General features: G+C 63.2%; 23 protein-coding genes. 11 read left to right on the forward strand and 12 right to left on the reverse strand.

What is annotated here, in order from left to right; all coding sequences use genetic code 11:
- The first annotated feature begins 4 nt into the window (after positions 1–4).
- The 8 genes from C4Q27_RS09615 to C4Q27_RS09655 all read left to right on the forward strand — a co-directional run bounded on the left by C4Q27_RS09615 (position 5) and on the right by C4Q27_RS09655 (position 8,573).
- Positions 5–799 carry a carbon-nitrogen hydrolase family protein gene (locus tag C4Q27_RS09615; protein ID WP_104886779.1) on the forward strand — a complete coding sequence of 265 codons (795 nt, stop codon included), beginning with the start codon at positions 5–7 and terminating at the stop codon, positions 797–799.
- Between the two features lie 140 nt (positions 800–939).
- Entirely contained in the window at positions 940–3,240 is a 2,301-nt protein-coding gene (gene pqqF / locus C4Q27_RS09620) for a pyrroloquinoline quinone biosynthesis protein PqqF (protein WP_104886780.1), read from the forward strand.
- Positions 3,241–3,399: 159 nt separating this feature from the next.
- Positions 3,400–3,471: a pyrroloquinoline quinone precursor peptide PqqA gene (pqqA, locus tag C4Q27_RS09625; protein ID WP_003243383.1), complete on the forward strand. Its 72-nt coding sequence runs from the start codon at positions 3,400–3,402 to the stop codon at positions 3,469–3,471.
- A 78-nt stretch (positions 3,472–3,549) separates the two neighbouring features.
- Positions 3,550–4,461 (forward strand): pyrroloquinoline quinone biosynthesis protein PqqB, encoded by a 912-nt coding sequence (pqqB, locus tag C4Q27_RS09630; protein ID WP_010951729.1) that lies wholly within the window; start codon positions 3,550–3,552, stop codon positions 4,459–4,461.
- A 163-nt stretch (positions 4,462–4,624) separates the two neighbouring features.
- A complete protein-coding gene (gene pqqC / locus C4Q27_RS09640; RefSeq protein WP_003255592.1) occupies positions 4,625–5,380 on the forward strand; it encodes a pyrroloquinoline-quinone synthase PqqC in 756 nt (251 codons plus the stop codon).
- On the forward strand, positions 5,377–5,652 hold the full coding sequence (gene pqqD, locus C4Q27_RS09645; protein WP_104886781.1) for a pyrroloquinoline quinone biosynthesis peptide chaperone PqqD: 276 nt from the start codon (positions 5,377–5,379) through the stop codon (positions 5,650–5,652). The genes pqqC and pqqD overlap by 4 nt, the downstream gene beginning before the upstream one ends.
- Positions 5,624–6,784 carry a pyrroloquinoline quinone biosynthesis protein PqqE gene (pqqE, locus tag C4Q27_RS09650; protein WP_014860209.1) on the forward strand — a complete coding sequence of 387 codons (1,161 nt, stop codon included), beginning with the start codon at positions 5,624–5,626 and terminating at the stop codon, positions 6,782–6,784. The genes pqqD and pqqE overlap by 29 nt, the downstream gene beginning before the upstream one ends.
- Entirely contained in the window at positions 6,750–8,573 is a 1,824-nt protein-coding gene (locus C4Q27_RS09655; protein ID WP_104886782.1) for a S9 family peptidase, read from the forward strand. Before pqqE ends, C4Q27_RS09655 begins: the two co-directional genes overlap by 35 nt.
- A gap of 63 nt (positions 8,574–8,636) precedes the next feature.
- Here C4Q27_RS09655 and C4Q27_RS09660 read toward each other — a convergent pair whose 3' ends face one another.
- Together C4Q27_RS09660 and C4Q27_RS09665 are read right to left on the reverse strand one after the other, a co-directional pair.
- On the reverse strand, positions 8,637–8,795 hold the full coding sequence (locus tag C4Q27_RS09660; protein ID WP_003177654.1) for a YqaE/Pmp3 family membrane protein: 159 nt from the start codon (positions 8,793–8,795) through the stop codon (positions 8,637–8,639).
- A 147-nt stretch (positions 8,796–8,942) separates the two neighbouring features.
- Positions 8,943–10,223: an aspartate aminotransferase family protein gene (locus tag C4Q27_RS09665; protein WP_104886783.1), complete on the reverse strand. Its 1,281-nt coding sequence runs from the start codon at positions 10,221–10,223 to the stop codon at positions 8,943–8,945.
- A 210-nt stretch (positions 10,224–10,433) separates the two neighbouring features.
- On the opposite strand from C4Q27_RS09665, the gene C4Q27_RS09670 reads away from it, so the two are divergent.
- The gene (locus tag C4Q27_RS09670; protein ID WP_010951723.1) at positions 10,434–11,357 is read left to right on the forward strand and encodes a LysR family transcriptional regulator; all 924 of its coding nucleotides are present in this window, start codon (positions 10,434–10,436) and stop codon (positions 11,355–11,357) included.
- Positions 11,358–11,694: 337 nt separating this feature from the next.
- Here the strand turns inward: C4Q27_RS09670 and C4Q27_RS09675 are convergent, their stop codons facing one another.
- The 10 genes from C4Q27_RS09675 to bioB all read right to left on the reverse strand — a co-directional run bounded on the left by C4Q27_RS09675 (position 11,695) and on the right by bioB (position 24,899).
- On the reverse strand, positions 11,695–13,473 hold the full coding sequence (locus C4Q27_RS09675) for an acyl-CoA dehydrogenase C-terminal domain-containing protein (RefSeq protein ID WP_104886784.1): 1,779 nt from the start codon (positions 13,471–13,473) through the stop codon (positions 11,695–11,697).
- A 124-nt stretch (positions 13,474–13,597) separates the two neighbouring features.
- Positions 13,598–14,881 (reverse strand): diguanylate cyclase, encoded by a 1,284-nt coding sequence (locus tag C4Q27_RS09680; protein WP_064491642.1) that lies wholly within the window; start codon positions 14,879–14,881, stop codon positions 13,598–13,600.
- Positions 14,882–15,355: 474 nt separating this feature from the next.
- Positions 15,356–16,414: an IS110-like element ISPpu11 family transposase gene (locus C4Q27_RS09685; protein WP_098316384.1), complete on the reverse strand. Its 1,059-nt coding sequence runs from the start codon at positions 16,412–16,414 to the stop codon at positions 15,356–15,358.
- A gap of 1,424 nt (positions 16,415–17,838) precedes the next feature.
- A complete protein-coding gene (locus C4Q27_RS09710; protein ID WP_010951720.1) occupies positions 17,839–19,644 on the reverse strand; it encodes a phenylacyl-CoA dehydrogenase in 1,806 nt (601 codons plus the stop codon).
- Between the two features lie 287 nt (positions 19,645–19,931).
- Positions 19,932–20,228 carry a hypothetical protein gene (locus C4Q27_RS09720; protein WP_003255603.1) on the reverse strand — a complete coding sequence of 99 codons (297 nt, stop codon included), beginning with the start codon at positions 20,226–20,228 and terminating at the stop codon, positions 19,932–19,934.
- 212 nt (positions 20,229–20,440) lie between these two features.
- Entirely contained in the window at positions 20,441–21,121 is a 681-nt protein-coding gene (gene bioD, locus C4Q27_RS09725; RefSeq protein ID WP_003255605.1) for a dethiobiotin synthase, read from the reverse strand.
- Positions 21,122–21,131: 10 nt separating this feature from the next.
- The gene (bioC, locus tag C4Q27_RS09730; protein ID WP_064490770.1) at positions 21,132–21,950 is read right to left on the reverse strand and encodes a malonyl-ACP O-methyltransferase BioC; all 819 of its coding nucleotides are present in this window, start codon (positions 21,948–21,950) and stop codon (positions 21,132–21,134) included.
- Complete coding sequence (locus C4Q27_RS09735; protein WP_003255608.1) at positions 21,943–22,674, reverse strand: alpha/beta fold hydrolase; 732 nt, start codon at positions 22,672–22,674, stop codon at positions 21,943–21,945. The genes bioC and C4Q27_RS09735 overlap by 8 nt, the downstream gene beginning before the upstream one ends.
- The gene (gene bioF / locus C4Q27_RS09740) at positions 22,667–23,839 is read right to left on the reverse strand and encodes an 8-amino-7-oxononanoate synthase (protein WP_104886790.1); all 1,173 of its coding nucleotides are present in this window, start codon (positions 23,837–23,839) and stop codon (positions 22,667–22,669) included. Before bioF ends, C4Q27_RS09735 begins: the two co-directional genes overlap by 8 nt.
- Before the next feature lies 1 nt (position 23,840).
- A complete protein-coding gene (gene bioB, locus C4Q27_RS09745) occupies positions 23,841–24,899 on the reverse strand; it encodes a biotin synthase BioB (protein WP_064490767.1) in 1,059 nt (352 codons plus the stop codon).
- An 89-nt stretch (positions 24,900–24,988) separates the two neighbouring features.
- Here bioB and C4Q27_RS09750 point away from each other — a divergent pair, with 89 nt between their 5' ends.
- Together C4Q27_RS09750 and C4Q27_RS09755 are read left to right on the forward strand one after the other, a co-directional pair.
- The gene (locus C4Q27_RS09750; protein WP_104886791.1) at positions 24,989–25,720 is read left to right on the forward strand and encodes a ComF family protein; all 732 of its coding nucleotides are present in this window, start codon (positions 24,989–24,991) and stop codon (positions 25,718–25,720) included.
- A gap of 49 nt (positions 25,721–25,769) precedes the next feature.
- Entirely contained in the window at positions 25,770–26,534 is a 765-nt protein-coding gene (locus C4Q27_RS09755; RefSeq protein WP_104886792.1) for a TOBE domain-containing protein, read from the forward strand.
- Positions 26,535–26,575 lie beyond the last annotated feature (41 nt).

Below are 26,575 nucleotides of genomic sequence, written 5' to 3' on the forward strand. Positions count from 1 at the left end.
CACCATGCGCATCGCTCTGTACCAGGGCGCACCCAAGCCACTGGATGTGCCCGGCAACCTGCAACGGCTGCGCCACCAGGCGCAGTTGGCAGCCGAACGCGGCGCACAGTTGCTGGTGTGCCCGGAGATGTTCCTGACCGGCTACAACATCGGCCTGGCCCAGGTCGAGCGCCTGGCCGAGGCCGCCGATGGCCCGGCAGCCATGACCGTGGTGGAGATCGCCCAGGCGCACCGCATCGCCATTGTCTATGGCTACCCGGAGCGCGGCGATGACGGGGCGATCTACAACAGCGTGCAGCTGATCGATGCGCATGGCCGCAGCCTGAGCAATTACCGCAAGACCCACCTGTTCGGTGAACTGGACCGCTCGATGTTCAGCCCTGGTGCGGACCACTTCCCGGTGGTGGAACTGGAAGGCTGGAAGGTTGGCCTGCTGATCTGCTACGACATCGAGTTCCCGGAGAACGCCCGACGCCTGGCGCTGGACGGCGCCGAGCTGATCCTGGTGCCGACGGCGAACATGACGCCGTACGACTTTACCTGCCAGGTGACCGTGAGGGCACGGGCGCAGGAAAACCAGTGCTACCTGGTATATGCCAACTACTGCGGCGCGGAAGACGAGATCGAGTATTGCGGGCAGAGCAGCATCATCGGCCCGGATGGCAGCTTGCTGGCCATGGCCGGGCGGGATGAGTGCCAGTTGTTGGCAGAGCTCGAACATGAGCGGGTGGTACAGGGGCGCAGGGCGTTTCCCTACCTGACCGATTTGCGCCAGGAGCTGCACCTGCGTAAAGGCTGACAGGGGCCGCTATGCGGCCCATTCGCGGGCACGCCCGCTCCCACGGGATCTGCGCTGCCTTTCATACCGGCGCCATACCCGCGAAAAGGCCGGGCCTGCAAACAAATCGGTTAGCATGGAGAGCAGCCACCGGAGCCCCCATGCCTGACGCCATCCGCCAACTCACCCTCGCCAACGGCTTGCAACTGACCCTGCGCCACGCCCCTCGCCTCAAGCGCTCGGCCGCCGCACTGCGGGTGCACGCGGGCAGCCACGACGCGCCTGCCAAATGGCCCGGTCTGGCGCACTTCCTCGAACACCTGTTCTTCCTCGGTACCCCGGGCTTCCCGCTGGAAGACGGCCTGATGCGCTACGTGCAAGCCCTGGGCGGCCAGGTCAACGCCAGCACGCGCGAACGCGCCACCGACTTTTTCTTCGAGGTGCCACCCAACGCGCTCGGTGGCGGTCTCGAGCGCCTGTGCCAAATGCTGGCAGAACCGGATCTGGGCATCGAACGCCAACGCCGTGAACGCGAAGTGATCCATGCCGAATTCATCGCCTGGTCGCGCAATCCAACGGCCCAACAGCAGTTCGCCTTGCTGCAGTCAGTGTCGGCCAAGCATCCACTGGGCGCTTTTCATGCTGGCAATCGATACACCCTGGCCTTGCACGACGCGGCTTTCCAGCAAGCGCTTGCGGGCTTTCATCAACGCTTCTACCAAGGCGGCCAGATCTGCCTGAGCCTTTGCGGTCCGCAGCCGCTGGATGAACTTGAACACCTTGCCCGGCAGCATGCCGAACTGTTCGCCGCAGGTGAGCGCGTGCCGCAAATGCCGCCGCCGCCACTGCCAGCAATCGCTAGCTCCCTGACCTTCACTCACCAAGGCCTCCCCAGCGGCGCCGAGCACGCCCTGGAACTGCTGATCGCTTACCTGGAGGACAGCCGCCCAGGTACCTGGCTGGGCGCGCTGCGCGAGCGTGGCTGGCTACAACGTTTCACAGCCGAAAGGCTGTATGCGTTCGCCGGTCAGCTGCTGTGGCACCTTGACCTGAAGCTCAGTGCCGACGCTTGCCCGGACGAAGCCAGCGCCCTGCTGCAAGGTTGGTTCAGGTTCATCCGTCAGGCCGACCGCGAACAGTTGAACCATCAATTCGGCTTACTGCAGCACAGCCGAGCGCACAGTGCCAGCGCGCTCGAGCTGGCCCGCCGGGACAGCACTGGCCAGCCGTTCGCCAAGCTGGATACCCAAGGGTTGCAGGCGCTTGGCGCCTTGCTGGAAAGCCTGCCAGGTGGCGACCATGGCGATTGGCAGCTTTTGCCAGTCGACCCATTGCTTATGGCTGACCTGCCCCATGCCAAGGCGCAGCCGCTGCCGGCAGCACTGAAGATCAGTGACCAGCTCCCGCCCGCGCGCCAATACGCTGCGCTGTACCTGCGCTGGCATGTACCTTCGCCGTTGCGCCAGCAGCTACAGCGTGTGCTGGAACTGGCCCTGGCACCGCTGCAGGAACGCTGTAACCGCGCCTCCGTGCAACTGCAGTACAGCAGCGCCGGAGAATACTGGCAGTTGCACTGCGCCGGCCTGCCAGCAGCAGTGCTGCGGGCAGTGGAACAAGCCTTGGCCTTGATGCTCAAGCCACCTGCCAGTTGCTGGCTGCCCTGCACGGCGCTGCCCCCGGCCCTGATCCCCATCAGGGCCCTGCTCAAGCAACTGCCAGACGCGGTACGGGGTAGCCTGCCCGCAGCGGTGCCTGCCTGCACGCTTACCCAGCAGCAACTCGACAGCCTGTGGCTGCACACCGAGTGGCATGGCATGGCCGCAGGCTTCGAGGATACCGCGCTAAAGGCCTTGGGCAATGCGCTGCAGCAGTGCCCTGGGCATGGCTCGCGACCTGGCCCCCTGCCAACCTGGTCAAACCACCGCTGGCAGCATGCCCAAGTGCCAGGCAGCGAACATGCACTGCTGCTGTTCTGCCCGTTGCCTGCAGCCAAAGAAGCCGCAGGCCGCCTGTTAGCCCAATTGCTGCAAGGGCTGGTTTACCAGCGCCTGCGGGTAGACTTGCAACTCGGCTACGCGGTGTTCAGCGCCTTTCGTCAGGTCGAGGGGGTCGGTGGGCTGCTGTTCGGCGTGCAATCCCCCCACACCGCTCAGGCACAGGTGCTCGACCACCTGCTCAGCCTGCTGCGCCATGGCGTCACCCTTGACCCGGCCGCTCGCCAGGCATTGGCTGGGCAATTCGACGAGCCCGCCATGGCCAATGCCGATGTCGCCGAATGGGCGTGGCAGACACACTTGGCCACACAAGCCGATCGGCTGGATGTGCTGCGCAGGTCTATCCTGACTACGCGGCAGACGGATCTGGACCACCTGCTGAGCGACCTGCTCAACCCAGGTTCCGCTTGGCTATGTTTGGCCAACGCTGCCGCGCCAGACACTTCCTGGCAGGGCGAAAATCAATGATTATTACGCCAACTGCAACGGCGCTTCTCGAATAATTAACCTTCCGGTTCAAATTTTTCTTGTAAGATAGCGCAATCCCGTTTTCACGGAACTGCCAACGCATGGCGGTACCCAAGTAGTAGCTGAACAACCCAACCCTCATTCGGAAGGAGTAATTCCATGTGGACCAAACCTGCATACACTGACCTGCGTATCGGCTTCGAAGTCACCATGTACTTCGCTAACCGCTAAGCCAGGCTTAGGGTTTCACGCCTCGGCCTGCCGGGGCGTTTTCGTTTTTTCGATCCGGTTTCTGCATAGAGAGTGGCCATGTACATCCAGGTTCTCGGCTCCGCCGCCGGTGGCGGGTTCCCGCAGTGGAACTGCAACTGCGTCAACTGCAAGGGCTACCGCGATGGCACCCTGAAAGCCACGGCGCGCACCCAGTCATCCATCGCCCTGTCCGACGACGGTGTGCACTGGATATTGTGCAATGCCTCGCCCGACATCCGCGCCCAACTGCAGGCCTTTGCGCCGATGCAGCCGGCCCGGGCACTGCGCGACACCGGTATCAACGCCATCGTCCTGCTGGACAGCCAGATCGACCACACCACCGGCCTACTCAGCCTGCGCGAAGGCTGCCCGCATCAGGTGTGGTGCACGGACATGGTCCACCAGGACCTGACCACCGGTTTCCCGCTGTTCAACATGCTCAGCCACTGGAACGGTGGCCTGCAGTGGAACCGTATCGAGCTGGAAGGCAGCTTCGTGATCGACGCCTGCCCCAACCTCAAGTTCACCCCCTTCCCCCTGCGCAGCGCCGCGCCGCCTTATTCGCCACACCGCTTCGACCCGCACCCGGGCGATAACCTTGGTTTGATGGTCGAAGACACCCGCACCGGCGGCAAGCTGTTCTACGCCCCGGGCCTGGGCCAGGTAGACGAAAAGCTGCTGGCGATGATGCACGGTGCCGACTGCCTGCTGGTCGACGGCACCCTGTGGGAAGACGACGAAATGCAGCGCCGTGGCGTGGGCACCCGCACCGGCCGCGAGATGGGTCACCTGGCCCAGAACGGCCCGGGCGGTATGCTGGAAGTGCTGGACGGTTTCCCGCGCCAGCGCAAAGTGCTTATCCACATCAACAACACCAACCCGATTCTCGATGAAAACTCACCCGAGCGCGCCGAAGTCCTGCGCCGGGGCGTCGAAGTTGCCTTCGATGGCATGAGCATCGAGTTGTAAAACAGTCTGTGAGGCGACACCAGACCCTGTGGGAGCGGGCATGCCCGCGAAAAAAGCCAACACGGTCGATGGCACCGGCTTCGCCGGTGTTCGCGGGCACGCCCGCTCCCACAAGGGAGAGGGATGTGCCAGGCCAGATAATCGTTCTACAGGAGCCAGCCGAATGAGCGACGCACTGCCAATGTCCCCTGCCGAATTCGAGCAGGCCCTGCGCGCCAAGGGCGCCTATTACCACATCCATCACCCGTACCACGTGGCGATGTACCAGGGGCGCGCCACCCGCGAGCAGATCCAGGGCTGGGTGGCCAACCGCTTCTATTACCAGGTCAACATCCCGATGAAGGATGCCGCGATCCTGGCCAACTGCCCGGACCGCGAAGTGCGCCGCGAGTGGATCCAGCGCCTGCTCGACCACGATGGTGCGCCCGGCGAGGATGGCGGCATCGAAGCCTGGCTGCGCCTGGGCCAGGCTGTCGGGCTGGACCCGGACCAATTGCGCTCGCAAGAACTGGTATTGCCTGGCGTGCGCTTTGCCGTGGACGCCTACGTCAACTTCGCCCGCCGGGCCAGCTGGCAGGAAGCCGCCAGCAGCTCGCTGACCGAGCTGTTCGCCCCGCAAATCCACCAGTCACGCCTGGACAGCTGGCCGCAGCACTACCCGTGGATCGACCCCGCCGGCTATGAGTATTTCCGTACCCGCCTGGGCCAGGCGCGACGCGATGTGGAACACGGCCTGGCGATTACCCTGCAGCACTACACCACCCGTGCGGGCCAGGAGCGTATGCTGGAGATACTGCAGTTCAAGCTGGATATCCTCTGGAGTATGCTCGATGCCATGAGCATGGCCTACGAACTGAACCGCCCGCCCTATCACTCCGTCACCCAGGAACGGGTGTGGCACAAGGGAATCACCCTATGAGTTTCGACCGTAACAAGGTACCCAACTGGCGCCCCGGCTACCGCTTCCAGTACGAGCCGGCGCAAAAGGGCCATGTGTTGCTGTACCCCGAAGGCATGATCAAGCTCAACGACAGCGCGAGCCTGATCGGTGGCCTGATCGACGGCCAGCGTGACGTGGCAGCGATCATCAGCGAACTCGAACAGCAATTCCCCGGTGTCCCGGAAGTGGCGGACGACATCGAGCAGTTCATGGAGGTGGCCCGTGCCGAACACTGGATCGTCCTCGCCTGAGTTGCCGCCCACGCCCGAGGTCGGCCTGCCGCTGTGGCTGCTGGCCGAGCTCACCTACCGCTGCCCGCTGCAGTGCCCTTACTGCTCCAACCCGCTGGACTTCGCCGCCCAGGGCCAGGAGCTGAGCACCGAACAGTGGTTCAAGGTCATGGCTGAAGCGCGGGAAATGGGTGCCGCACAAATCGGCTTTTCCGGCGGTGAACCGCTGGTACGCCAGGACCTTGCTCAACTGATCGCAGAGGCCCGCCGCCTGGGTTACTACACCAACCTGATCACCTCGGGCATTGGCCTGACCGAGGCGCGTATCGCCGACTTCAAAAAGGCCGGCCTGGACCATATCCAGATCAGCTTCCAGGCCAGCGACGAGCAGGTGAACAACCTGCTGGCCGGCTCGAAAAAGGCTTTTGCACAGAAGCTGGAAATGGCCCGCGCGGTGAAAGCCCATGGCTACCCGATGGTGCTCAACTTCGTCACCCATCGGCACAACATCGACAAGATCGACCGCATCATCGAGTTGTGCATTGCCCTGGAGGCCGACTTTGTCGAGCTCGCCACTTGCCAGTTCTATGGCTGGGCGCACCTCAACCGCCTGGGGCTGCTGCCAACCCGCGCGCAGCTCGAGCGGGCCGAACGTATCACCAACGAATACCGGGACAAGCTCAAGGCCGAGGGTAACCCGTGCAAGCTTATTTTCGTTACCCCTGACTACTACGAAGAGCGCCCCAAGGCCTGCATGAACGGCTGGGGCAACCTGTTCCTCACCATCACCCCGGACGGTACCGCATTGCCCTGCCACGGCGCCCGCCAGCTGCCGGTGCAGTTTCCGAATGTACGCGACCACGACTTGCACCATATCTGGTATGAATCGTTCGGTTTCAACCGCTTCCGTGGCTATGAGTGGATGCGCGAACCGTGCCGCTCCTGCGACGAGAAAGAAAAGGACTTCGGCGGCTGTCGCTGCCAGGCCTTCATGCTGACCGGCGATGCCAGCAACGCCGACCCGGTGTGCGCCAAGTCGACCGAGCACGGCATCATCCTCAAGGCCCGCGAGGAGGCAGAAACCGCCCAGCTCGCGATCGAACAGATGACCTTCCGCAATGATCGAAACTCCCGTGTCATCGCCCGCGGCTGAATTCAGCGCGGCCCAGGCGGTTGCCGCCGGCACCGACTTCGCCGAACTCAAGGTCAGTGCCGACGGGCTGTTCTGGAACGAATTCCGCCCGGCCGATGGAGCGTGCCGTATCTGGCACTGGCTGCACTACCAGGCCCGCTGCCTGACCCCGGACGGCTTCAGCGTACGCAGCCGGGTCTATGAGTACGGCGGCGGCAGCTTCTGCCTGGGTGGCGACGGGCTGGTGTTCGTCAACGAAAAGGATCAGCAGGTCTACACCCAGCCGCTGGACGATCTGTTACCACGTGCACTGACCCAAGATGCCCGCTGCCGCTATGGCGATGTGCAGTGGCACGACGGCCACGTGCTGGCCGTCGAAGAGCGCCATGCCGAGCAGGTAGAGCACCGCCTGGTCGCTTTGGGTGACAGCAGCCGCGAGGTGCTCGCCGAGGGCGCGGACTTCTACGCCTCGCCTGCCGTCAGTGCCGATGGCCAGCGCCTGGCGTGGATCGAATGGGACCGCCCGGCCCAGCCCTGGACCGTCACCCGGTTGATGTGCCGCGTGCGCGATGCCAGCGGCCACTGGGGACCGGCGCAATGTGTAGCCGCCGCCGAAGAATCGCTGCAACAACCACGCTTCGATGCCGAAGGTCGGCTCTACTGCCTGTCCGACCGCAATGGCTTCTGGCAACCCTGGGGTGAGGTCGATGGCCAATGGCAGGCGTTACCTGCCGCACCGGCAGACCATGCTGCTGCGCCTTGGCAATTGGGCACCTGTACCTGGCTGGCACTGGGCCCGCAAAGCTACCTGGCCAACTGGTTCGAAGACGGCTTCGGGCAATTGGGGCTGCGTGGTGAAGATGGCCGTATGGAGCGTTTCGCCAGTGCCTACACACGCTTTCGCAGCCTGGCCATGGACAGCGAACACCTGTATGCCATTGCCGCGTCGCCCATCAGCCCACCGGCAGTCATTGCCATTGACCGCGGCAACCATGAAGTACGCGTACTGGCCGGTGGCGCCGAAATACTGCCAGCAGGGCAAATCAGCCTACCGCAGCCGATCCACTACGGCAGTGGCGGCGAGCAGGCCCATGGTTTCTTCTACCCGCCAGCGCAGCCGCAAGGCGCCGCACCGCTGGTGGTGTTCATCCACGGCGGGCCAACCTCAGCCTGCTATCCCGTGCTCGACCCGCGCATCCAGTACTGGACCCAGCGTGGCTTTGCCGTGGCCGACCTCAACTACCGGGGCAGCACCGGCTATGGTCGGGAATACCGCCAGGCACTGCACCTGCGCTGGGGCGAAAGTGACGTGGCCGATGCCTGCGCGGCGGTCGAATACCTGGCTGCTCAAGGCCTGGTCGATAAGCACAAGGCGTTTATCCGCGGTGGTAGCGCCGGTGGCTACACCACCTTGTGCGCCTTGGCGTTCCATGACGTGTTCCGCGCTGGCGCCAGCCTCTATGGGGTCAGCGACCCGCTAGCCCTGGGCCGTGCCACGCACAAGTTCGAAGGGGATTACCTGGACTGGCTGATCGGCGACCCGCAGCGCGACGCTGAACGCTATCGCCAGCGCACGCCGCTGCTGCATGCGCAGCGCATCAAGGTGCCGGTGATTTTCTTCCAGGGTGAGCTGGATGCGGTGGTGGTGCCGGAGCAGACACGCGCCATGTTGACGGCGCTACAGGCCAACGGGATCGACGCTGAAGGGCATTTTTATGCGCAGGAACGGCACGGGTTCCGCAAGGCCGAGAACCTGGCGCATGCCTTGGAAGAAGAGTGGAAGTTCTATTGCCGGGTGTTGGCGCAGTAGTTCCAGGCGCCCCGAGCAGGAGCGACCTTGCGCTGCTCCTGCAGGGGCCAATCTCTGCCTGTATCAACGTTTGGCGATGATATACACCGCATGCACGATCCCCGGAATGTATCCCAGCAAGGTCAGCAGAATATTCAGCCAGAACGCCCCGCCAAACCCCACCTGCAGAAACACGCCCAGCGGTGGCAGAAGAATGGCGATGATGATGCGAATAAAGTCCATGCGAGTCTCTCCTGAAGGGTTACATCAAAGACTAGCTCCCGGCCGTAGAGGTTCCACAGGCAAAAAAAAACGCCCCGGGCCGAATGAAACAGGCCAGGGGCGATGCGCAGGAACGCCAGACGGTTCGTTGAATTCTTTGCCAGGCCGCTACGCCGGCATTTCGCGACGGGCCTGCTGCTGGGCATGCAGGCGGGCGAAAGCGCGCGCCAGGCGCAGCAGCATTTCGTCGATGTTGCCTTTGCTCACAGTCAGCGCCGGTGAAAAGCGCACTACATCCACTTGCGGCGCGTTGAGCAGCAGGCCTTCGTGCAGGGCCGCGGCCACCAGTTCGCGGGCCAGGTTTTCTTTCAGTTGCAGGGCCCATAACAGCCCGTGACCGCGCACTTCACCCTGACCATAGCGCCCGGTCAGGCGGCTCAGGCCTTCACGCAGGTGACGACCGTTGTCCTGGACCTGGGCCAGAAAGCCAGGTTCCAGCACGCTGTCCAGCACCGCCAGGCCGGCGGCGCACATCAGCGCGTTGCCGTGATGGCTGCCTTCCAGCTCACCAGGCTCGGCGCAGCATGCCTTGCCCCTCGCCAACAAGGCGGCCAGCGGCACGCCGCCCCCCAGGCCCTTGCCCAAGGTGATGATGTCGGCACGCACGCCATAGAGCTCCTCGGCCAGCAGCGCACCACAGCGACCAATACCGGTCTGCACCTCATCAAGGATCAGCAGGATGCCCAGTTCGCGGCAGAGCGTTTCCACGCCCTTGAGGTATTCCTGAGTAGCGGGAATAACGCCCGCCTCGCCCTGTATCGGCTCGAGCATGATTGCCACGGTGCGTGAATCCACCTCGGCGTGCAGCGCCGCCAGGTCATTGAACGGCACCTTGCTGAAACCCGGCAGGCCAGGTTCGCAGCGATTGCACGGCAACGGGTCGGACGCGGACAGCGCGCCCAGGCTCCGGCCATGGCAGGCTTGGCTGGCAGTAATGATGTGATAGGCGCCATTGCGGTGCAGCTGGCCCCACTTGCGCGCCAGCTTGATCGCCCCTTCACAGGCCTCGGCACCGCTGTTGAGCAGGTAGGCCTGGTCACTGCCGGTACTCTGACACAGCCGGTTGACCAGTCCCAGCAGGCCACGGTTGTGGAAGCCCGAGCCCGGGTTGATCAAGGCCTGAGCCTGGTTGCCCAACGCTTTGACCAGCACGCTGGGGCTGTGGCCCAAGCTGTTGACCGCACCGCCCTGAGTGAAGTCCAGGTAGGCATGCCCTTCGTTGTCCCACAACCACGAGCCCTGGCCACGCACGAATACCTGCGCTGCACGTTCGGCGCCGGGCATCAGGCGCTCAGGCGACAGCTCAGACGCGTGCGGCACGATCACCGGCGCACGCTTGGGCTCGGCGACGGCGGCAGGAGCCGAGCGGCGCAGGTTGAACAGGTTCATCAGGGCTCCAACCAATCACGGTAAAGGGCAGCCACGGTGCGGTCTTGGTGCCGGCACTCGATATTTTGCCTTGCCTATCAAAAGTGTTTTTCATCCGGGGTAACAATCGACCGAATCATCGCTGTAACCCTTTGGAATACGGCGATAGACTAGGCTTCAGCAGGGTTTTCGACCATTTCGTTTTTCCAGCATTTTCGATAAGTGTTGCTTATGGATTTCCGCCAACTGCGTTATTTCGTCGCGGTGTACGAAGAAGGCCACGTAGGCCGTGCCGCCGAACGCCTGTCGCTGTCACAGCCGGCGCTTTCCCAGCAGATCCGCCAGTTGGAGCACAGCCTCGACCTGAGCCTGTTCGAGCGCAGCAACAAACGCTTGCTGCCGACCCTGGCTGCCCACACCTTGTACAACCATGCCCTGCCGTTGCTCGACGGCCTGCAGCGGGCCCACGAGGCCATGCGCAACTTCAAGGGCCAGTCGCTGCGCACCCTGGCTATCGGTGTATTGCAGACCGTGCGCCCAAGCCTGATACCGCAGCTGCTTGAACGGCTGCGCAAGGCTCAACCTCACCTGGTCGTGCAGATTTACGAGTTGTCGGGGTTGGAGATCGAACGGCGCCTGCTCAACGGCAACCTGGACATCGGCATCAGCTATTTGCCGCCGCGCCAGCCAGGGCTGCATGGCCTGCTGCTGTACGAAGACGAGCTGCAACTGGTCATACCCGATACCCACCCGCTGAAGGACTTCAAGAAGGTGTCCATCCGCCAAGCCGCCGAGTTGCCCATGCTGATGCTGGGCGAGGAGTTCCAGATCCGTCAGATCTGGCAGGCGCAGCTGGCCAGTCAGGGCCGACGGCCGCAGGTGCAGGCAGAGATGAACAATATGGCAGGGATTCTCGATAGCCTCGCGCACACAGCGCTGGCGACCATTCTGCCGGGGCGTGCCAAGGAGGCCGCCGAAGATGATCAAGGTCTGCTGTGGAAGCCGTTGAGCGAGCCGCGCGTGCCGTTGAAGGTCGGCCTGGTATTTCGCGATGCCCAGCGCCAGCAGGCCTCTGTGGAGCTGCTGCGCACGTTGCTGGAGGAAGAGACGGACGCTCGCCTGATGGGAGCATCACCGCTGGATGTGCTGGCCTGAAACACGCACGCAAAGAAAACCCCGCCGAAGCGGGGTTTTCCAGACTGTTTCCCTGTGACATCCGTATCGCCCCGCCATCCTGGCAGGTGGTCCTTCGTCGTCGTCCTTGATCTGTCCTTTGCGCTTCCTGCGCAACGTCCATGTGGTAAAGATTAACCGTGGATCCAATCTTAGAACAGTGGTGAAAAGTCACCACGTCGTGTAGGAAAAAGCTTACACAGGAGATTCATTCACAGATATGCGATGGCTGGGGCCGCTTCCACCTATCCAACTTAGGCGATACCTGTGGGAGCGGCCTTGCGTCGCGATTGGGCTGCGCAGCAGCCCCAAAAATCGATCAGAACTGCTCGGCTTCCAGCAGGTACAGCGACTCACTCCCCGCCTTCACCGAAGCCACCAGCGAATCCACCCGTGGCAGCAACCGCGCAAAGTAGAACCGCGCCGTCCCCAGCTTGCCCGAATAGAATGGCGCATCCCCCTCGCCCGCCAGCGCCGCCCGCGCCATCAGTGCCCACATGTAGCCATAGGCAACATAGCCAAAGGCATGCAGGTACTCGACCGAAGCCGCGCCAATTTCATTCGGGTTGCCCTTGGCCTGCTGCAATACCCACTCGGTCAAGCTGTCGAGCTGATCGAGAGAAGCGCCCAGTGGCTTGGCGAATTCGTCCAGTTCGCTGCCTGCACCGGTAATGAACTGGCGAATCTCGTCAGAGAACAGCTTGTAGTATGCCCCGCCGCTGGCCACCACTTTACGCCCCATCAGGTCGAGGGCCTGGATGCCATTGGTACCCTCGTAGATCTGGGTAATGCGCACATCGCGCACCAACTGCTCCTGCCCCCACTCACGAATGTAACCATGCCCGCCGAATACCTGCTGGCCATGCACTGCGCACTCCAGGCCCAGGTCGGTGAGGAAGGCCTTGGCCACCGGCGTCAGCAGTGCCACCAGCTCTTCGCTGCGTTTGCGCACGCTGGCGTCTTCGCTGTACTTGGCACTGTCCAGTTGCATGGCCACGTAGGTGGAGAAAGCGCGGCCACCCTCGATCAGCGCCTTCATGGTCAAAAGCATGCGACGCACGTCCGGGTGGACGATGATCGGGTCGGCCGCCTTGTCCTTGGCTTGTGGGCCGGTCGGGGCACGGCTTTGCAGGCGATCGCGGGCGTACTCCACGGCGTTCTGGTAGGAGCGCTCGGCCGACGCCAGGCCTTGAATGCCGACGCCCAGGCGCTCGTAGTTCATCATGGTGAACATGGCCGCCAGGCCTTTGTTCGGCTCACCGACGATGTAGCCGACAGCTTCGTCGAAGTTCATCACACAGGTAGCCGAAGCCTGGATGCCCATTTTGTGCTCGATCGAGCCGCAAGTGGCCGGGTTCCGTGCGCCGAGGCTACCGTCTTCATTGACCAGGAACTTCGGCACCAGGAACAGCGAAATCCCTTTCGGCCCGGCCGGTGCATCCGGCAACTTGGCCAGCACCAGATGGATGATGTTCTCGGTCAGGTCGTGTTCACCACCGGTGATGAAGATCTTGGTGCCGCTGACCTTGTAGCTGCCGTCAGCCTGGGGCTCGGCCTTGGTGCGGATGATGCCCAGGTCGGTGCCGGCATGCGGCTCGGTCAGGCACATGGAGCCGGCCCAAACGCCGGCATACATGTTCGGAAGGTATTTTTCCTTCAAGGCCTCGCTGGCGTGGGCGTTGATCGACAGGCAGGCGCCGGCGGTCAGCATCGGGTACAGGCCGAAGGCCAGGCTGGACGCGTTGACCATTTCCTCGACCTGGGCCGAGATGGCCTTGGGCATACCCATACCACCGAACAGCGGGTCGCCGCCCACGCCCACCCAGCCGCCTTCAGCGTAGGTGTTGTAGGCCTCGATGAAACCGGCTGGGGTGCGTACCGCGCCGTTGTCCCAGTGGCAGCCCTCCTCGTCGGCGGCGCGGCTGAGAGGCGCAATGGTCCTGGCGGTGACCTTGCCGGCTTCTTCCAGCACGGCCATGGCCGTGTCGGCATCGACAACCTCGGCCAGCCCGGGCAACTGCGTCCACTGCTCGGCCACGTTGAAGACTTCATTCAGTACGAAGCGCATGTCGCGCAGCGGCGCTTTATAGTCAGCCATGACAACCTCTCGCTAGTCGGGTCGGGGCGGTCTCGGGGAACCGCGACACTGGGGTTACTGGCAGTGTAACCGAACAACTTTTGCGAGACATAGGGTCATCAATAGACTACATAGTCTCATTTGGTCACGCCGTACGCACTGCCCCACGCGGCGATTGTCGCCCATGCACCATGACACAATTGCGCCCCGCGCCTTTGGCACTGTACAGCGCCTGGTCGGCGGATTTCAGCACCGCCTCGGGGTTGCGATGATCGGCCTGGCGCTCGGCCACGCCGATACTGATGGTGACCGAGACCGTGCCGCCGGCGCTGCCAGCCCGGCGCTGGCGCCCGGCGGTATCGTCCTGCGGGCGGTTGTGCTGATCGCGCAGGTGCATCACGTAATTGGCGATCACTTCACGCACGGCTTCCACATGCGGTACGCATTCCGCGGCGGTCTTGCCGGCGAACACCAGGGCGAACTCCTCCCCGCCATAACGGTAGGCACGGCCACCGCCGGTGACCTTGGACAAGCGGCTGGCGACCAACCGCAGCACCTGGTCCCCGACATCGTGGCCGTGGGTGTCGTTGAATTTCTTGAAGTGGTCGACATCGGTCATGGCGATCACATAGTTACGCCCCAGGCGCTGCATGCGCTCGTTCAGCGCACGGCGCCCCGGCAGGCCAGTCAGCTCGTCACGGAAGGCCATCTGATAAGCCTCGTGCGCGACGGCTGCGGCGATCATCAACATCACCTGGCTGCACATGATGTTCAAGGTAAACGGCAGGATGAAGGTTTGCGGCAGCATCCAGAAAATCCCCAGCAGACCGATCAACTGCGCGGCGTGCAGCGGCCGGGGTGCACGCAGGTACTGCACCACCAGCAGAATGAACACACCCAGGAACAGCGGGTAGACCATCTGGATCAGGCTCATCCAGTGGCCATGCAAAGCCGGCCAGCGGATCTCCGCCAACCAGGTCAGCAACGCCTCGGGGTAGCTTTGCTGGAGGGCCACCGCCACACTGCCCACGGCAAACAGCACCGCACCGCGGGCGACCAGGTCCTGCAGCAGGTGCGTACGCTCCTGCCAGGCGCCATACAGCCCGAACAGCGCCGGCAGTAACAGGCAGACAAGGTGGAAGATCACCGCGGCGTCCTCACGCACGCGGCCATGGTCACGGTAGAAGTCGGTCTGGGTATCGAGCAGGAAGTAGGCGATGTACACCGTCAGCATCAGGAACAGCTCACGCTGGCGGCGGTAAACCGCGCAGTAGGTGCCACCCAGCAGCAGAACCAAGGTAGGCAGGACATTGAACAGCGATGTGAAAAAGACGCTGAGGTCTCTCACATAGGCTGCGGCGAGCCCTGCCAGCAACAAGAACAGCGACGGCAGGAAGTGGCTTGCGCGAACAGCGTTAAGACGAAACAAGGGTAATCTCCAACCCGGCAGATCAATAATGGCATTGTGCCCTCACTTCATCGGCAGTGCACTGGAACAGTTGAATTTGCGGTTGGATGAACGAACTTCCGGCCGCCACGCGAGCCTTGTAGGAGCGGGTTTACCCGCGAATGCGGTGGTGGCGGCAACGGTGAACGGCGGGTGGAGATTGGCCAGCAGGCCCGGCCTCTTCGCGGGTGAACCCGCTCCTATGTATGGACTCGCCCACACTGTCTAGCTGCTTTTTTGAACATAGGAACCCGGTTGCATCTATGTATCAGGCCTGTTCGAGGAAGCTTTTTGCTTCTGGCCAACATCGTGGTGAGCTCGCAGTGTGCCGTTTACATGGAGGCCACTATCAGGCCTGTAGGAGCGGAGGCATCGGTCTGCGACGGTCTTACCTAGGGTCAATGTTCACTAGCAGGGGTTGGAGCGCCTAGCGCCCCGGTGGCATTACCCGGTTGGTCAGAGGCTCATAGCCGCCTCCGGTTTTTCGTTCGGTTTGCGTTGGTAAACCTGATCGCTCTGTAACAGGGCCCAGATAATCCGCAGATTTCGATTAGCCAGCCTGATCGCCGCCTCCTTGCGCCCAAGGCGGGATAGCCAGCGCAAGAGGCGGCGATCATCTGGCTGATCGGAATCAGGCCTTAACTGACTCAAGACAGCATGCGCGCCCTGGATCATCAGGCTGCGTATGTAGCCGTCACCGCGCTTGCTCATCTTGCCCAATCTGATTTTGTTTCCGCTGCTGTGCTGATCGGGCACGATACCGAAGAAGGCGGAATACATTCGGCCACTGGCGAAGCGGCTGGGGTCGGTCTGTTTCGCCACGATCGCCGTGGCAATGATAGGGCCGACGCCACGAATGGTGATCAGTCGCTGAGCGACTTTATCCTCTTGGGCAGTCGCTTCGAGCCGGCGGCTCAGCGCCGCTATGCGTTCACCTAGAGACAACCAGTCCATCAGCAACTCATCGAGCAACTCGCGCAACAGGTCGGGTAGAGGCAAGGAAGCATCCTCAAGCGCCTGAGGCACATGCTTATTGATCGCGGCATCGCCCTGGGGCATGGATACGCCATGCTCGAGTAGCAAACCACGGATCTGATTACCCAGCGCGGTATGTCGCTTGATGTTACCGCGCCGGATACGGTGCAGCGCTTGAATAGCCAGTGCTGTGGTGCTCTTGATCGGTATCGAAGCGATGCTCGTATCGCGACCGGCACGCAAAATGGCATAGCAGTCGTTACGATCGTTCTTAGCACCGCTGCGATGTTCGGCGACACGTTGCGCCGGCAGGATGCGAACCGGATTACCTTTGGCCTGCAGCAGTCTGGCCCAGGCTTGTGCACCTGGACCGCACTCCATCAAGACGGCCACGGTCGTTGGCAGCCTGAGCAGGAAATCGTGGAACGCTTGGCGGGATTTGATGCGATCTTCGTAGATCACCCGACCAGTAGCGTCCTCGCCTGCTAATTGGAAGACCTGTTTGGCCAGGTCTACGCAGATGGTTGTGCAAAGCTCCACATCAGTGGAAGACAGGGAATCGTGTTTCGAACTATGCTTTTTCATGGTCTCGCCCTCGCTGCCGTTGGCTTCTTCGAACACCACCGTGGCACTGTGATGCCTCGGCGGGGGCGAGTCCATCGATTACACGACGGCCTGTGTCCAACCCCTGACGTGTGGCCACCACCGATCAGTGTGGTAGGAGCGGGTTTACCCGCGAATACGGTGGTGGCGGCAACGGTGAACGGCGGGTGGAGATTGGCCAGCAGGACCGGCCTCTTCGCGGGTGAACCCGCTCCTACACGACGGCCTGTGGCCAACCCCTGACGTGTGGCCACCACCGATCAATGTGGTAGGAGCGGGTTTACCCGCGAATACGGTGGCGGCGGCAACGGTGAACGGCGGGTGGAGATTGGCCAGCAGGGCCGGCCTCTTCGCGGGTGAACCCGCTCCTACACGACGGCCTGTGGCCAACCCCTGACGTGTGGCCACCACCGATCAGTGTGGTAGGAGCGGGTTTACCCGCGAATACGGTGGCGGCGGCAACGGTGAACGGCGGGTGGAGATTGGCCAGCAGGACCGGCCTCTTCGCGGGTGAACCCGCTCCTACACGACAGCCTGTGGCCAACCCCTGATGTGTGGCCATCACCGATCAGTGTGGTAGGAGCGGGTTTACCCGCGAATACGGTAGCGCCGGCAACGGTGAACGGCGGGTGGAGATTGGCCAGCAGGCCCGGCCTCTTCGCGGGTGAACCCGCTCCTACACGACGGCCTGTGGCCAACCCCTGACGTGTGGCCACCACCGTGGTAGGAGCGGGTTTACCCGCGAATACGGTGGCGGCGGCAACGGTGAACGGCGGGTGGAGATTGGCCAGCAGGGCCGGCCTCTTCGCGGGTGAATCCGCTCCTACACGACGGCCTGTGGCCAACCCCTGATGTGTGGCCACCACCGATCAGTGTGGTAGGAGCGGGTTTACCCGCGAATACGGTGGCGGCGGCAACGGTGAACGGCGGGTGGAGATTGGCCAGCAGGGCCGGCCTCTTCGCGGGTGAACCCGCTCCTACACGACGGCCTGTGGCCAACCCCCTGACGTGTGGCCACCACCGTGGTAGGAGCGGGTTTACCCGCGAATACGGTAGCGGCGGCAACGGTGAACGGCGGGTGGAGATTGGCCAGCAGGACCGGCCTCTTCGCGGGTGAACCCGCTCCTACACGACGGCCTGTGTTCAACCCCTGATGTGTGGCCACCACCGATCAGTGTGGTAGGAGCGGGTTTACCCGCGAATACGGTGGTGGCGGCAACGGTGAACGGCTGATGGAGATTGGCCAGCAGGCCCGGCCCTTTCGCGGGTAAACCCGCTCCTACGAGGGACCACGCTGAACCTGAAGACAAAAAAACCCGCCTGCCGGTCAGGGCAGGCGGGTTTTGGCTACAGCTCCAGTATCAGTACGACAGGCCGAAGTGCTCTTCGTCCATCGCCATCAGGTTGTTGGCGCCCGACAGCATGGTCGCCACATGGGTACGGGTACGCGGCAGGATGCGCTGGAAGTAGAAGCGGGCAGTCTGCAGCTTGGCGGTGTAGAACGCCTCCTCGCTGGTACCGGCTGCCAGTTTCTCGGCGGCCAGGCGGGCGATGTCGGCCCAGAAGTAGGCCAGGCAGGCATAGCCGGAGTACATCAGGTAATCGACCGAAGCCGCACCCACTTCTTCACGGTCCTTCATGGCAGCCATGCCCACTTTCATGGTCAGCTCGCCCCACTCCTTGTTGATGGCCGCCAGCGGTTCGACGAACTCCTTGACCGCTTCGTTACCTTCCTGCGCCTGGCAGAACTTGTGCACGATCTTGGTGAAGCCCTTCAGTGCTTCGCCCTGAGTCATCAGCACTTTACGACCGAGCAGGTCGAGGGCCTGAATACCGGTAGTGCCTTCGTACAGCATGGAGATACGGCTGTCGCGCACATTCTGCTCCATGCCCCATTCGGCGATGAAGCCATGGCCACCGTAGATCTGTACGCCGTGGTTGGCGGCTTCGAAACCGACTTCGGTCATGAATGCCTTGGCGATCGGGGTCAGGAACGCCAGCAGGGCATCAGCCTTCTTGCGCTCTTCTTCGTCCTGGCTGTACTTGACGATGTCCACCTGCTTGGCAGTGAAGTACACCATCGCGCGATTGCCTTCGGCGAAGGCCTTCATGGTCAGCAGCATGCGCCGTACGTCCGGGTGGACGATGATCGGGTCAGCGGCCTTGTCCGGTGCCTTCGGGCCAGTCAGGGAACGCATCTGCAGGCGCTCACGGGCGTACTTCAGGCCACCCTGGAACGCCACCTCGGCGTGGGCCAGGCCTTGCAGCGCGGTCCCCAGGCGAGCAGTGTTCATGAAGGTGAACATGCAGTTCAGGCCTTTGTTGGCTGGGCCGATCAGGTAGCCGGTGGCCGCATCGAAGTTCATGACGCAGGTAGCGTTACCGTGGATGCCCATCTTGTGTTCGATCGAGCCGCAGCTCACGCCGTTGCGCTCGCCCACGCCTCCCTCGGCGTTGGGCAGGAACTTCGGCACGATGAACAGCGAAATCCCCTTGGTACCGGCCGGTGCGTCCGGCAGGCGGGCCAGGACGATATGGACAATGTTGTCGGCCATGTCGTGCTCACCGGCCGAAATGAAGATCTTGGTGCCCGACACTTTGTAGCTGCCGTCGGCCTGTGGCTCGGCCTTGGTGCGCAGCATGCCCAGGTCGGTGCCGCAGTGCGGTTCGGTCAGGCACATGGTGCCGGTCCACTCGCCGGACACCAGCTTGGTCAGGTAGGTGTGCTGCTGCTCGGCAGTGCCATGCGCAGAAATAGTGTTCATCGCGCCATGCGACAGGCCTGGGTACATACCCCACGACCAGTTCGAGCCACCGACCATTTCGCTCAGGGCCAGGCCCAGCGACTCTGGCAGGCCTTGGCCGCCATGCTCGACGTCATGTGCCAGGCTCGGCCAGCCGCCTTCGACGAACTGCTGGTAGGCTTCCTTGAAGCCGGTTGGGGTTTTCACCCCCGATTCGCTCCAGGTGCAGCCTTCCTGGTCACCCACGCGGTTCAGCGGCGACAACACCTGCTCACAGAACTTCGCGCCTTCTTCAAGGATCGCGTCGACCATGTCGGGCGTGGCGTCCTGGCAGCCCGGCAGGCTCTGATAGTGCGCCTCATAGCCAAGCAGCTCGTCGCGAACGAAGCGGATATCACGCAAGGGGGCTTTGTAGTCAGGCATTGCGATGAACCTCTAGGTGAGTTCTGTGGGGTGACCCGCGCTTGGCGGAAGCCGATCAAACAGTTGTTTGAAACTTACGTTTAGCTCAGCTTTCTGTCAAGGATGGACTATGGTGCCATTTACGCCACGAAAAATGGCAAATACGCCAACGCTCGGCAAAACGCCTGTAGGAGCGGGCTCGCCCGCGGATGCGTCCAACCAAACCAGACTGCTGTCTGATCGGACGCATTCGCGGGCAAGCCCGCTCCTACAAGGGCAGGCGCTGAAATAGGGGATGACGCAAGTGTTCAGGCGTAGGTGTCGATGATCCGGCCAAGCATTTCGTCGGATGCCTTGGCGACCTTTGCGCCGAGTTCGACTTCGGTCTTGCCCACCGCCTGTTGCACGACACTGGTGGCCAAGTCCATCTGCTGGCTGCGGTCGACCGCGCGCAGGCGTTCGGCCTGAAAATCGCTGGACTGGCTAGTGGCGGTACGTTCGGCAGTGGTGTTGGCGATCTGGCTGGCGGCCTGATCGACGCGGTTCTGGCCGGTCTGGATTGCGCTCAGGCCCGCGTAGTAGGCGGAGCTACCGGTGATTTCCATGTCAGGACTCCATTGACGCTGGATGACGAACAGCCCCAATTAAAACAGGCTAGGGGCGAAAAGGCCCGTTTAAATCCCTAATGGCTCAATGCCAGTTGATAGGCCTTGGGTATTCCTGCTCTGGCCACTTCGCGGTTAAACCCGCGCCCACAACGGTATGCGTTCTCTCGTAGGAGCGGGTTTACCCGCGAAGAGGCCGGGCCCGCATCACACTAATCCAGCAGATCCAGCTGCAGATGCTCCGCCACCATGTCGGCACTGGCCTGCTTGAGCTTGGGCACCCGCCCCAGGCAAGGCGCCGGCAAGCGCTCTGCCAGGCTGGCCAGGTTCTCTTCCAGGCGTGAGGTGCGCGGCTCGATGATGTTTGCCACCCAACCCGCCAACTGCAGCCCATCACGCTCGATCGCTTCGGCGCTGAGCAAGGCATGGCTGATGCAACCCAAGCGCACGCCTACCACCAGAATCACCGGCAACCGCAGGGCAACGGCAAGGTCGGACAGGTTCTCCAGGCCCGACAGCGGTACGCGCCAGCCGCCGGCCCCCTCTATCAAGGTGAAGTCGGCATTTTGTTGCAGCACATTGCGCATCGCCGCGAGCAGTTCTGGTACAGCCAGCGTCACCCCTGCCTCGCGCGCCGCCACATGCGGGGCTATAGCAGGCTCGAAGGCAAACGGATTGACCTGCTCATAGGGCAGCTTGACCGTGCTTTCGTCGATCAGCGCCAGGGCATCGCTATTGCGCAAGCCTTTCGGCGTCATCGTGCAGCCCGAGGCCACCGGCTTGGCACCCAGCGTGCTCATGCCCTGCAAACGCGCCGCATGCAGCAGGCCGGCAGCGATGGTGGTCTTGCCGACATCGGTATCGGTACCCGCAATGAAAAAGGCCTGGCTCATCGTGCTCCCCTTACACCTGTGGCTTGCGCAACACACCATAGACCACTTGATAGGTGGCTGGCAGCCCCGCAGGCTGGCGAAATGCCTCATAGGCCTGCAACAGGCCCTGCATTCGCGCCCGGCCGGTGAGGCCGGAAGGTCGCCCAGGGTTCAGATTGTGCGCCCCCAACGCCTTCAGTTCGTGGGTCAGGCTGCGCACATCCGGGTAGTGCAGCACATGCGGGCACCGCTCCAGCTCAAGCTGTTCAAAACCGCTGGCTGCGCACAGGCGCTGATAGTCTTCGAAACGGCGGAAGCGGTTTACATGCACCAGGCCATCCACCGCCTGCCAGCTGGCGCGCAGTTCGTCGAGAGTGCCCACGCACAGGCTGCTGAAGGCCAGTACTCCACCTGGGCGCAGCACCCGCTGCGCCTCGGCCAGCACACTGGCGAACTGATCGCACCACTGCACCGCCAGGCTGGAAAACACCAGGTCGACACTGGCATCGCGCAGCGGCAGACGCTCGGCGTCGCCAACCACGTGATACTGCGCACCACCCTTTACATGACGGGCATGAAGCAACATGCCTTCGGCTATATCCACCGCCACGCCGCTGGCCTGGACGAAACGCTCGGCCAGCATGCGGCTGAAATGGCCGGTGCCACTGCCCAGGTCCAGCCATTGTGACGGCTGCAGGCCTGCCGGCAACTGCTCCAGCAGGCTCAGGCCTACAGCGCGCTGAAGGGCCGCCACGCTGTCGTAACTGGCCGCGGCGCGGGAGAACGAGGCCGCCACCTGGCGCTTGTCGGGCAATGCGCCGGGCAGGGTCGGACGGGAAAGGTCAGTCATCGCCACTCTCATGCAGAAAACTCTTGATGCCCGCCGCCAGCTCCTGCGGGTACTCCAGCAGGAACGCGTGGGAACTGTCTTCGACCAGGCCCACTTCTACATCGGGCAACAGCTCGCTCAACGCCTTTGCCGCCTCTGCCGGCACTAGCGCGTCGCTGCCGGCGAACAGGTGCAGCTGCGGGCCACCATAGGCCTGCAAGGCTTCACGGGTGTCCAGCTTGGCCAGCACTTCAAGGCCAGTGGCCAGGTACAACGGGTCGGTATCCGGCACACCGACACCCAGTTGGCGCAACAGGGTGCGCGGCTGCAGGGCGCCATCGCTGCACAAGGTACGGAAGCGCTTGAGGGTGACCTGGGTGTGGTTGCGGCAGCCGTCGAGGAAGGTGCCGAAGGTGTCTTCGGCCATGCCATGGGGCCAATCTGGCCGGGCCAGGAAGCTGGGGTTGCTGGCCAAGGTCAGCAGCCCGCAGCAGTGGTCGCCACGCTTGTGCGCCAGCGCGCTGGCCAACATGCCACCCAGTGACCAGCCACCCAGCCAGACATTGCTGGGCAGCTTGCGGTCCAGATGGTCGATCCAGGCCTGCACATCGCTGTGGGCCAGTTCTGGCAGGGGCATCAGCTCTACCTGCAGGCGGGCGTCCTGGGCTCGCAGGCTAGCGGCCAGCGGCTCCAGCGCAGCAGTTCCCAAGCCCCAGCCGGGCAATAGAACAAGTCGATTACGCATCGGCGTTCTCCAACTGTGGATAACACTCGGCCAATGCATTCAACAATAGCTGCACCTGCGCCTCGCTGTGTGCGGCGCTCAGGGTTACCCGCAGGCGTGCGCTGCCAGCCGGCACGGTGGGTGGGCGGATGGCCGTCACCAGCAAGCCGCGCTCACGCAGCAGGCGTGACAGGCGCAACGCCTGCGCACTGTCACCGATCACGATAGGCTGGATCGGCGTCGGGCTGTCCATCAACTGCAGCCCCAGCTGCTGCGCGCCTTCTCGGAACTGGCGAATCAAGGCTACCAGGTGCTCACGACGCCAGGTTTCGCGGCGCAGCAGCTCCAGGCTCTTGAGTGTGGCGCAGGCCAGCGCCGGTGGCTGGCTGGTGGTGTAGATGTAGGGGCGGGCGAACTGCACCAGCGCCTCGATCAGCTCTTCGCTGCCAGCAACAAAGGCGCCCGCAGTGCCGCAAGCCTTGCCCAGCGTGCCGATCAGCACCGGTACGTCATCCACGCCCAGGCCAAAGTGCTCGACGATGCCGCCGCCCTGTGCGCCCAAGGTACCCAGGCCATGGGCATCGTCAACCATCAGCCAGGCTCCGCGGGCACGGGCGACATCAGCCAGCGCCGGCAGATCGGCGAGGTCACCGTCCATGCTGAATACGCCATCGGTCACCACCAGGGTATTGCCGACTGCCTTGTCCAGGCGGCTGGCCAGGCTGGCCGGGTCGTTATGCAGGTAGCGGTTGAAGCGGGCACCACTGAGCAGCCCGCCATCCAGCAACGAGGCATGGTTAAGGCGGTCTTGCAGTACCGTGTCGCCCTGCCCCACCAGCGCGGTGATGGCGCCCAGATTGGCCATATAGCCGGTGGAGAACAACAGGGCGCGCGGGCGGCCGGTGAGTTCAGCCAGTGCCTCTTCAACCTGATGGTGCGGGGTGCTGTGGCCAACCACCAGGTGCGAGGCACCACCACCCACACCCCAGCGCTCGGCGCCGGCCTGCCAGGCGGCGATCACCTCGGGGTGGTTGGCCAGGCCCAGGTAGTCATTGCTGCAGAAGGCCAGCAACCGCTGGCCGTCGACCACCACTTCCGGCCCTTGCGGGCTTTCCAGCAATGGCCGCTGCCGATACAGGTCTGCGGCGCGCCGTTCGGCCAGGCGCGCTGCCAGGTCGAAAGCCATGTCAGGCTGTCGCGGCGTCGTAGAACATCTCGCTGCTGCGCTGCTCGACCAGCGCTTGCTCGATGGCTGCCTGGTGCACTTCGTCGGCGTGCTCTTCACGCGCTTCGGGCTTGATGCCCAGGCGTGCGAACAGCTGCATGTCCTTGTCGGCCTGGGGGTTGGCAGTGGTCAGCAGCTTTTCGCCGTAGAAGATCGAGTTGGCGCCCGCCATGAACGCCAGGGCCTGCATCTGCTCGTTCATCTGCTCGCGGCCGGCGGACAGGCGCACGTGAGACTTGGGCATGAGGATACGGGCCACGGCCAGCATACGGATAAAGTCGAACGGGTCGACGTCCTCTTCCTCAGCCAGCGGCGTGCCGGCCACCTTGACCAGCATGTTGATCGGCACCGACTCCGGGTGTTCCGGCAGGTTGGCCAGCTGGATCAGCAGGCCGGCGCGGTCATCCAGCGATTCACCCATGCCCAGAATGCCACCAGAGCAGATTTTCATCCCGGCATCGCGTACGTAGGCCAGGGTCTGCAGGCGCTCGCTGTAGGTACGTGTGGTGATGATACTGCCGTAGAACTCCGGCGAGGTGTCGAGGTTGTGGTTGTAGTAGTCCAGACCAGCGTGGGCCAGGGCCTTGGTCTGCTCCTGGTCGAGTTTGCCGAGGGTCATGCAGGTTTCCAGGCCCATGGCCTTGACGCCTTTGACCATCTCCAGCACGTAGGGCATGTCTTTGGCCGACGGGTGCTTCCACGCCGCCCCCATGCAGAAACGGGTAGAACCGATGGCTTTGGCGCGGGCAGCTTCTTCCAGCACCTTCTGCACTTCCATCAGCTTCTGTTTCTCCAGCCCGGTGTTGTAGTGGCCGGACTGCGGACAATATTTGCAATCTTCCGGGCAGGCGCCGGTCTTGATCGACAGCAAGGTCGAAACCTGCACGCGGTTGGGGTCGAAATGCGCGCGGTGCACGGTCTGCGCCTGGAACAGCAAGTCATTGAACGGTTGCTGGAACAGCGCCTTGACCTCGGCCAGGGACCAGTCGTGACGTGTTGTTGCAGTTGTGCTGGCGCTCATCGGCGTTTCCTTGTTTAGGCTGTAGCTGGCGCCGGGACAGGAAAGCCCGCCAGCGCATCACGGATAGCTCGCATAGTCATGGAAGGCCTATGAACTGTCAACTGCACTGGAAGCGACTGGTTTACAAGTGCTCACTTATTAATCAGAAGTGCTTGTTATGCGATGAACCTGCCGAGCAGCATTACCCGCTGTGCATCACCTGCGAACAGGCGCTGCCCTGGCTGGGTGATCAGTGCCGGCATTGCGCCCTGCCCTTGCCCATGGCCGGCTTGACCTGCGCCCCGTGTGGCCGCTGCTTGCCGGCCTTCGATCAGGTCATTGCCCTGTGGCATTTCGGCTTTCCGGTGGACACGTTGATCAGCCGTTTCAAGCACAATCGCCAATGGCCTTTGGGGCGCCTGATGGCTGAGCTGCTGGGGCAGGGGCTGCAGTATCGCTATGCCGAAGGGCTGCCTCGCCCTGACCTGCTGTTGCCTGTGCCTTTGGCCAGGCGTCGACTGCGCGAGCGGGGGTTCAACCAGGCAGGGATGCTTGGGCGGTGGTTGTCGTCGCACGTCGGGGTAACCTGCAACGAGCGTTTGCTGGCCCGCACCCGCGAGACACCGGCACAGCAACATCTGGGCGCCAAGGCACGGCAGCGCAATTTGCGCCAGGCGTTCGCGGTCATGGGCAAACTGGAAGGCAAGCATGTCGCCATCGTCGATGATGTGTTGACCACCGGTGCCACTGCGCAGGCTATCGCCCAGGCACTGCGCAAGGCAGGTGCGCGGCGGGTGGATGTGTATTGCCTGGCACGTACGCCCAAACCGGGGTATGTATGACCAGGCGCGACCTGCCCATTTGTAAAGCACCTTTGTATACGGAATACCCATGTCCCTACCCCCCGTTCTCACCCAGCACATCGCCCGCCGCCCACAGCGCATCGCGCTGCTGCAGCACATTGCCGAACAAGGCTCGATCACCCGCGCCGCCAAGGCCGCGGGTATCAGCTACAAGGCGGCCTGGGATGCCATTGACGAGCTCAACAACCTGGCCAGCCAGCCCTTGGTCAAGCGCAGCACCGGTGGCCGCGGCGGTGGCGGTGCGCACTTGTCGGCGGAAGGCGAGCGGGTGTTGCGCCTGTACCAAAGGCTGCAGGCCCTACAGGCACAAATCCTTGAAGCCGCCGAAGAATCCGGCGACCTCGACCTGCTCGGGCGCCTGATGCTGCGCACCAGTGCGCGCAACCAGTTGCAGGGCCAGGTCAGCGGTCTGCGCCCTGAAGGCCGGTATGACCGCGTCAGCCTGGCATTGGGTGGCGGGCTGGAGATCGATGCGCTGATCACCCACGACAGCACGGCGCGCCTGGAGCTGACAGTGGGAACAACGGTGGTGGCGCTGCTCAAGGCCGGGTGGGTGCGCTTGTTGGCGGAGGGGGAAGAGGCCGAAGCGGGGAGCAATTGCCTTTGCACGAAGGTGGAGGAAGTGCTGGCAGAGGTCGATGGGCCCAGTGAAGTCAGGCTGGCGTTAGGCAACGGGCAGACCCTGTGTGCAATGGCTGATGCGCACTGGTTGGCTGCCCAGCAGGTCGTGGATGGCAGTGTGGTACGGGTGCAGTTTCACCCGTCTTATGTGTTGATCGGGGTTCCCGCATAGTCTGGCCGCGCGGTGCGCGGTTCGCGGGCTTGCCCGCTCCC

It is taken from the genome of Pseudomonas sp. SWI36, assembly GCF_002948105.1.
GTDB classification, from domain to species: Bacteria; Pseudomonadota; Gammaproteobacteria; order Pseudomonadales; family Pseudomonadaceae; genus Aquipseudomonas; species Aquipseudomonas alloputida.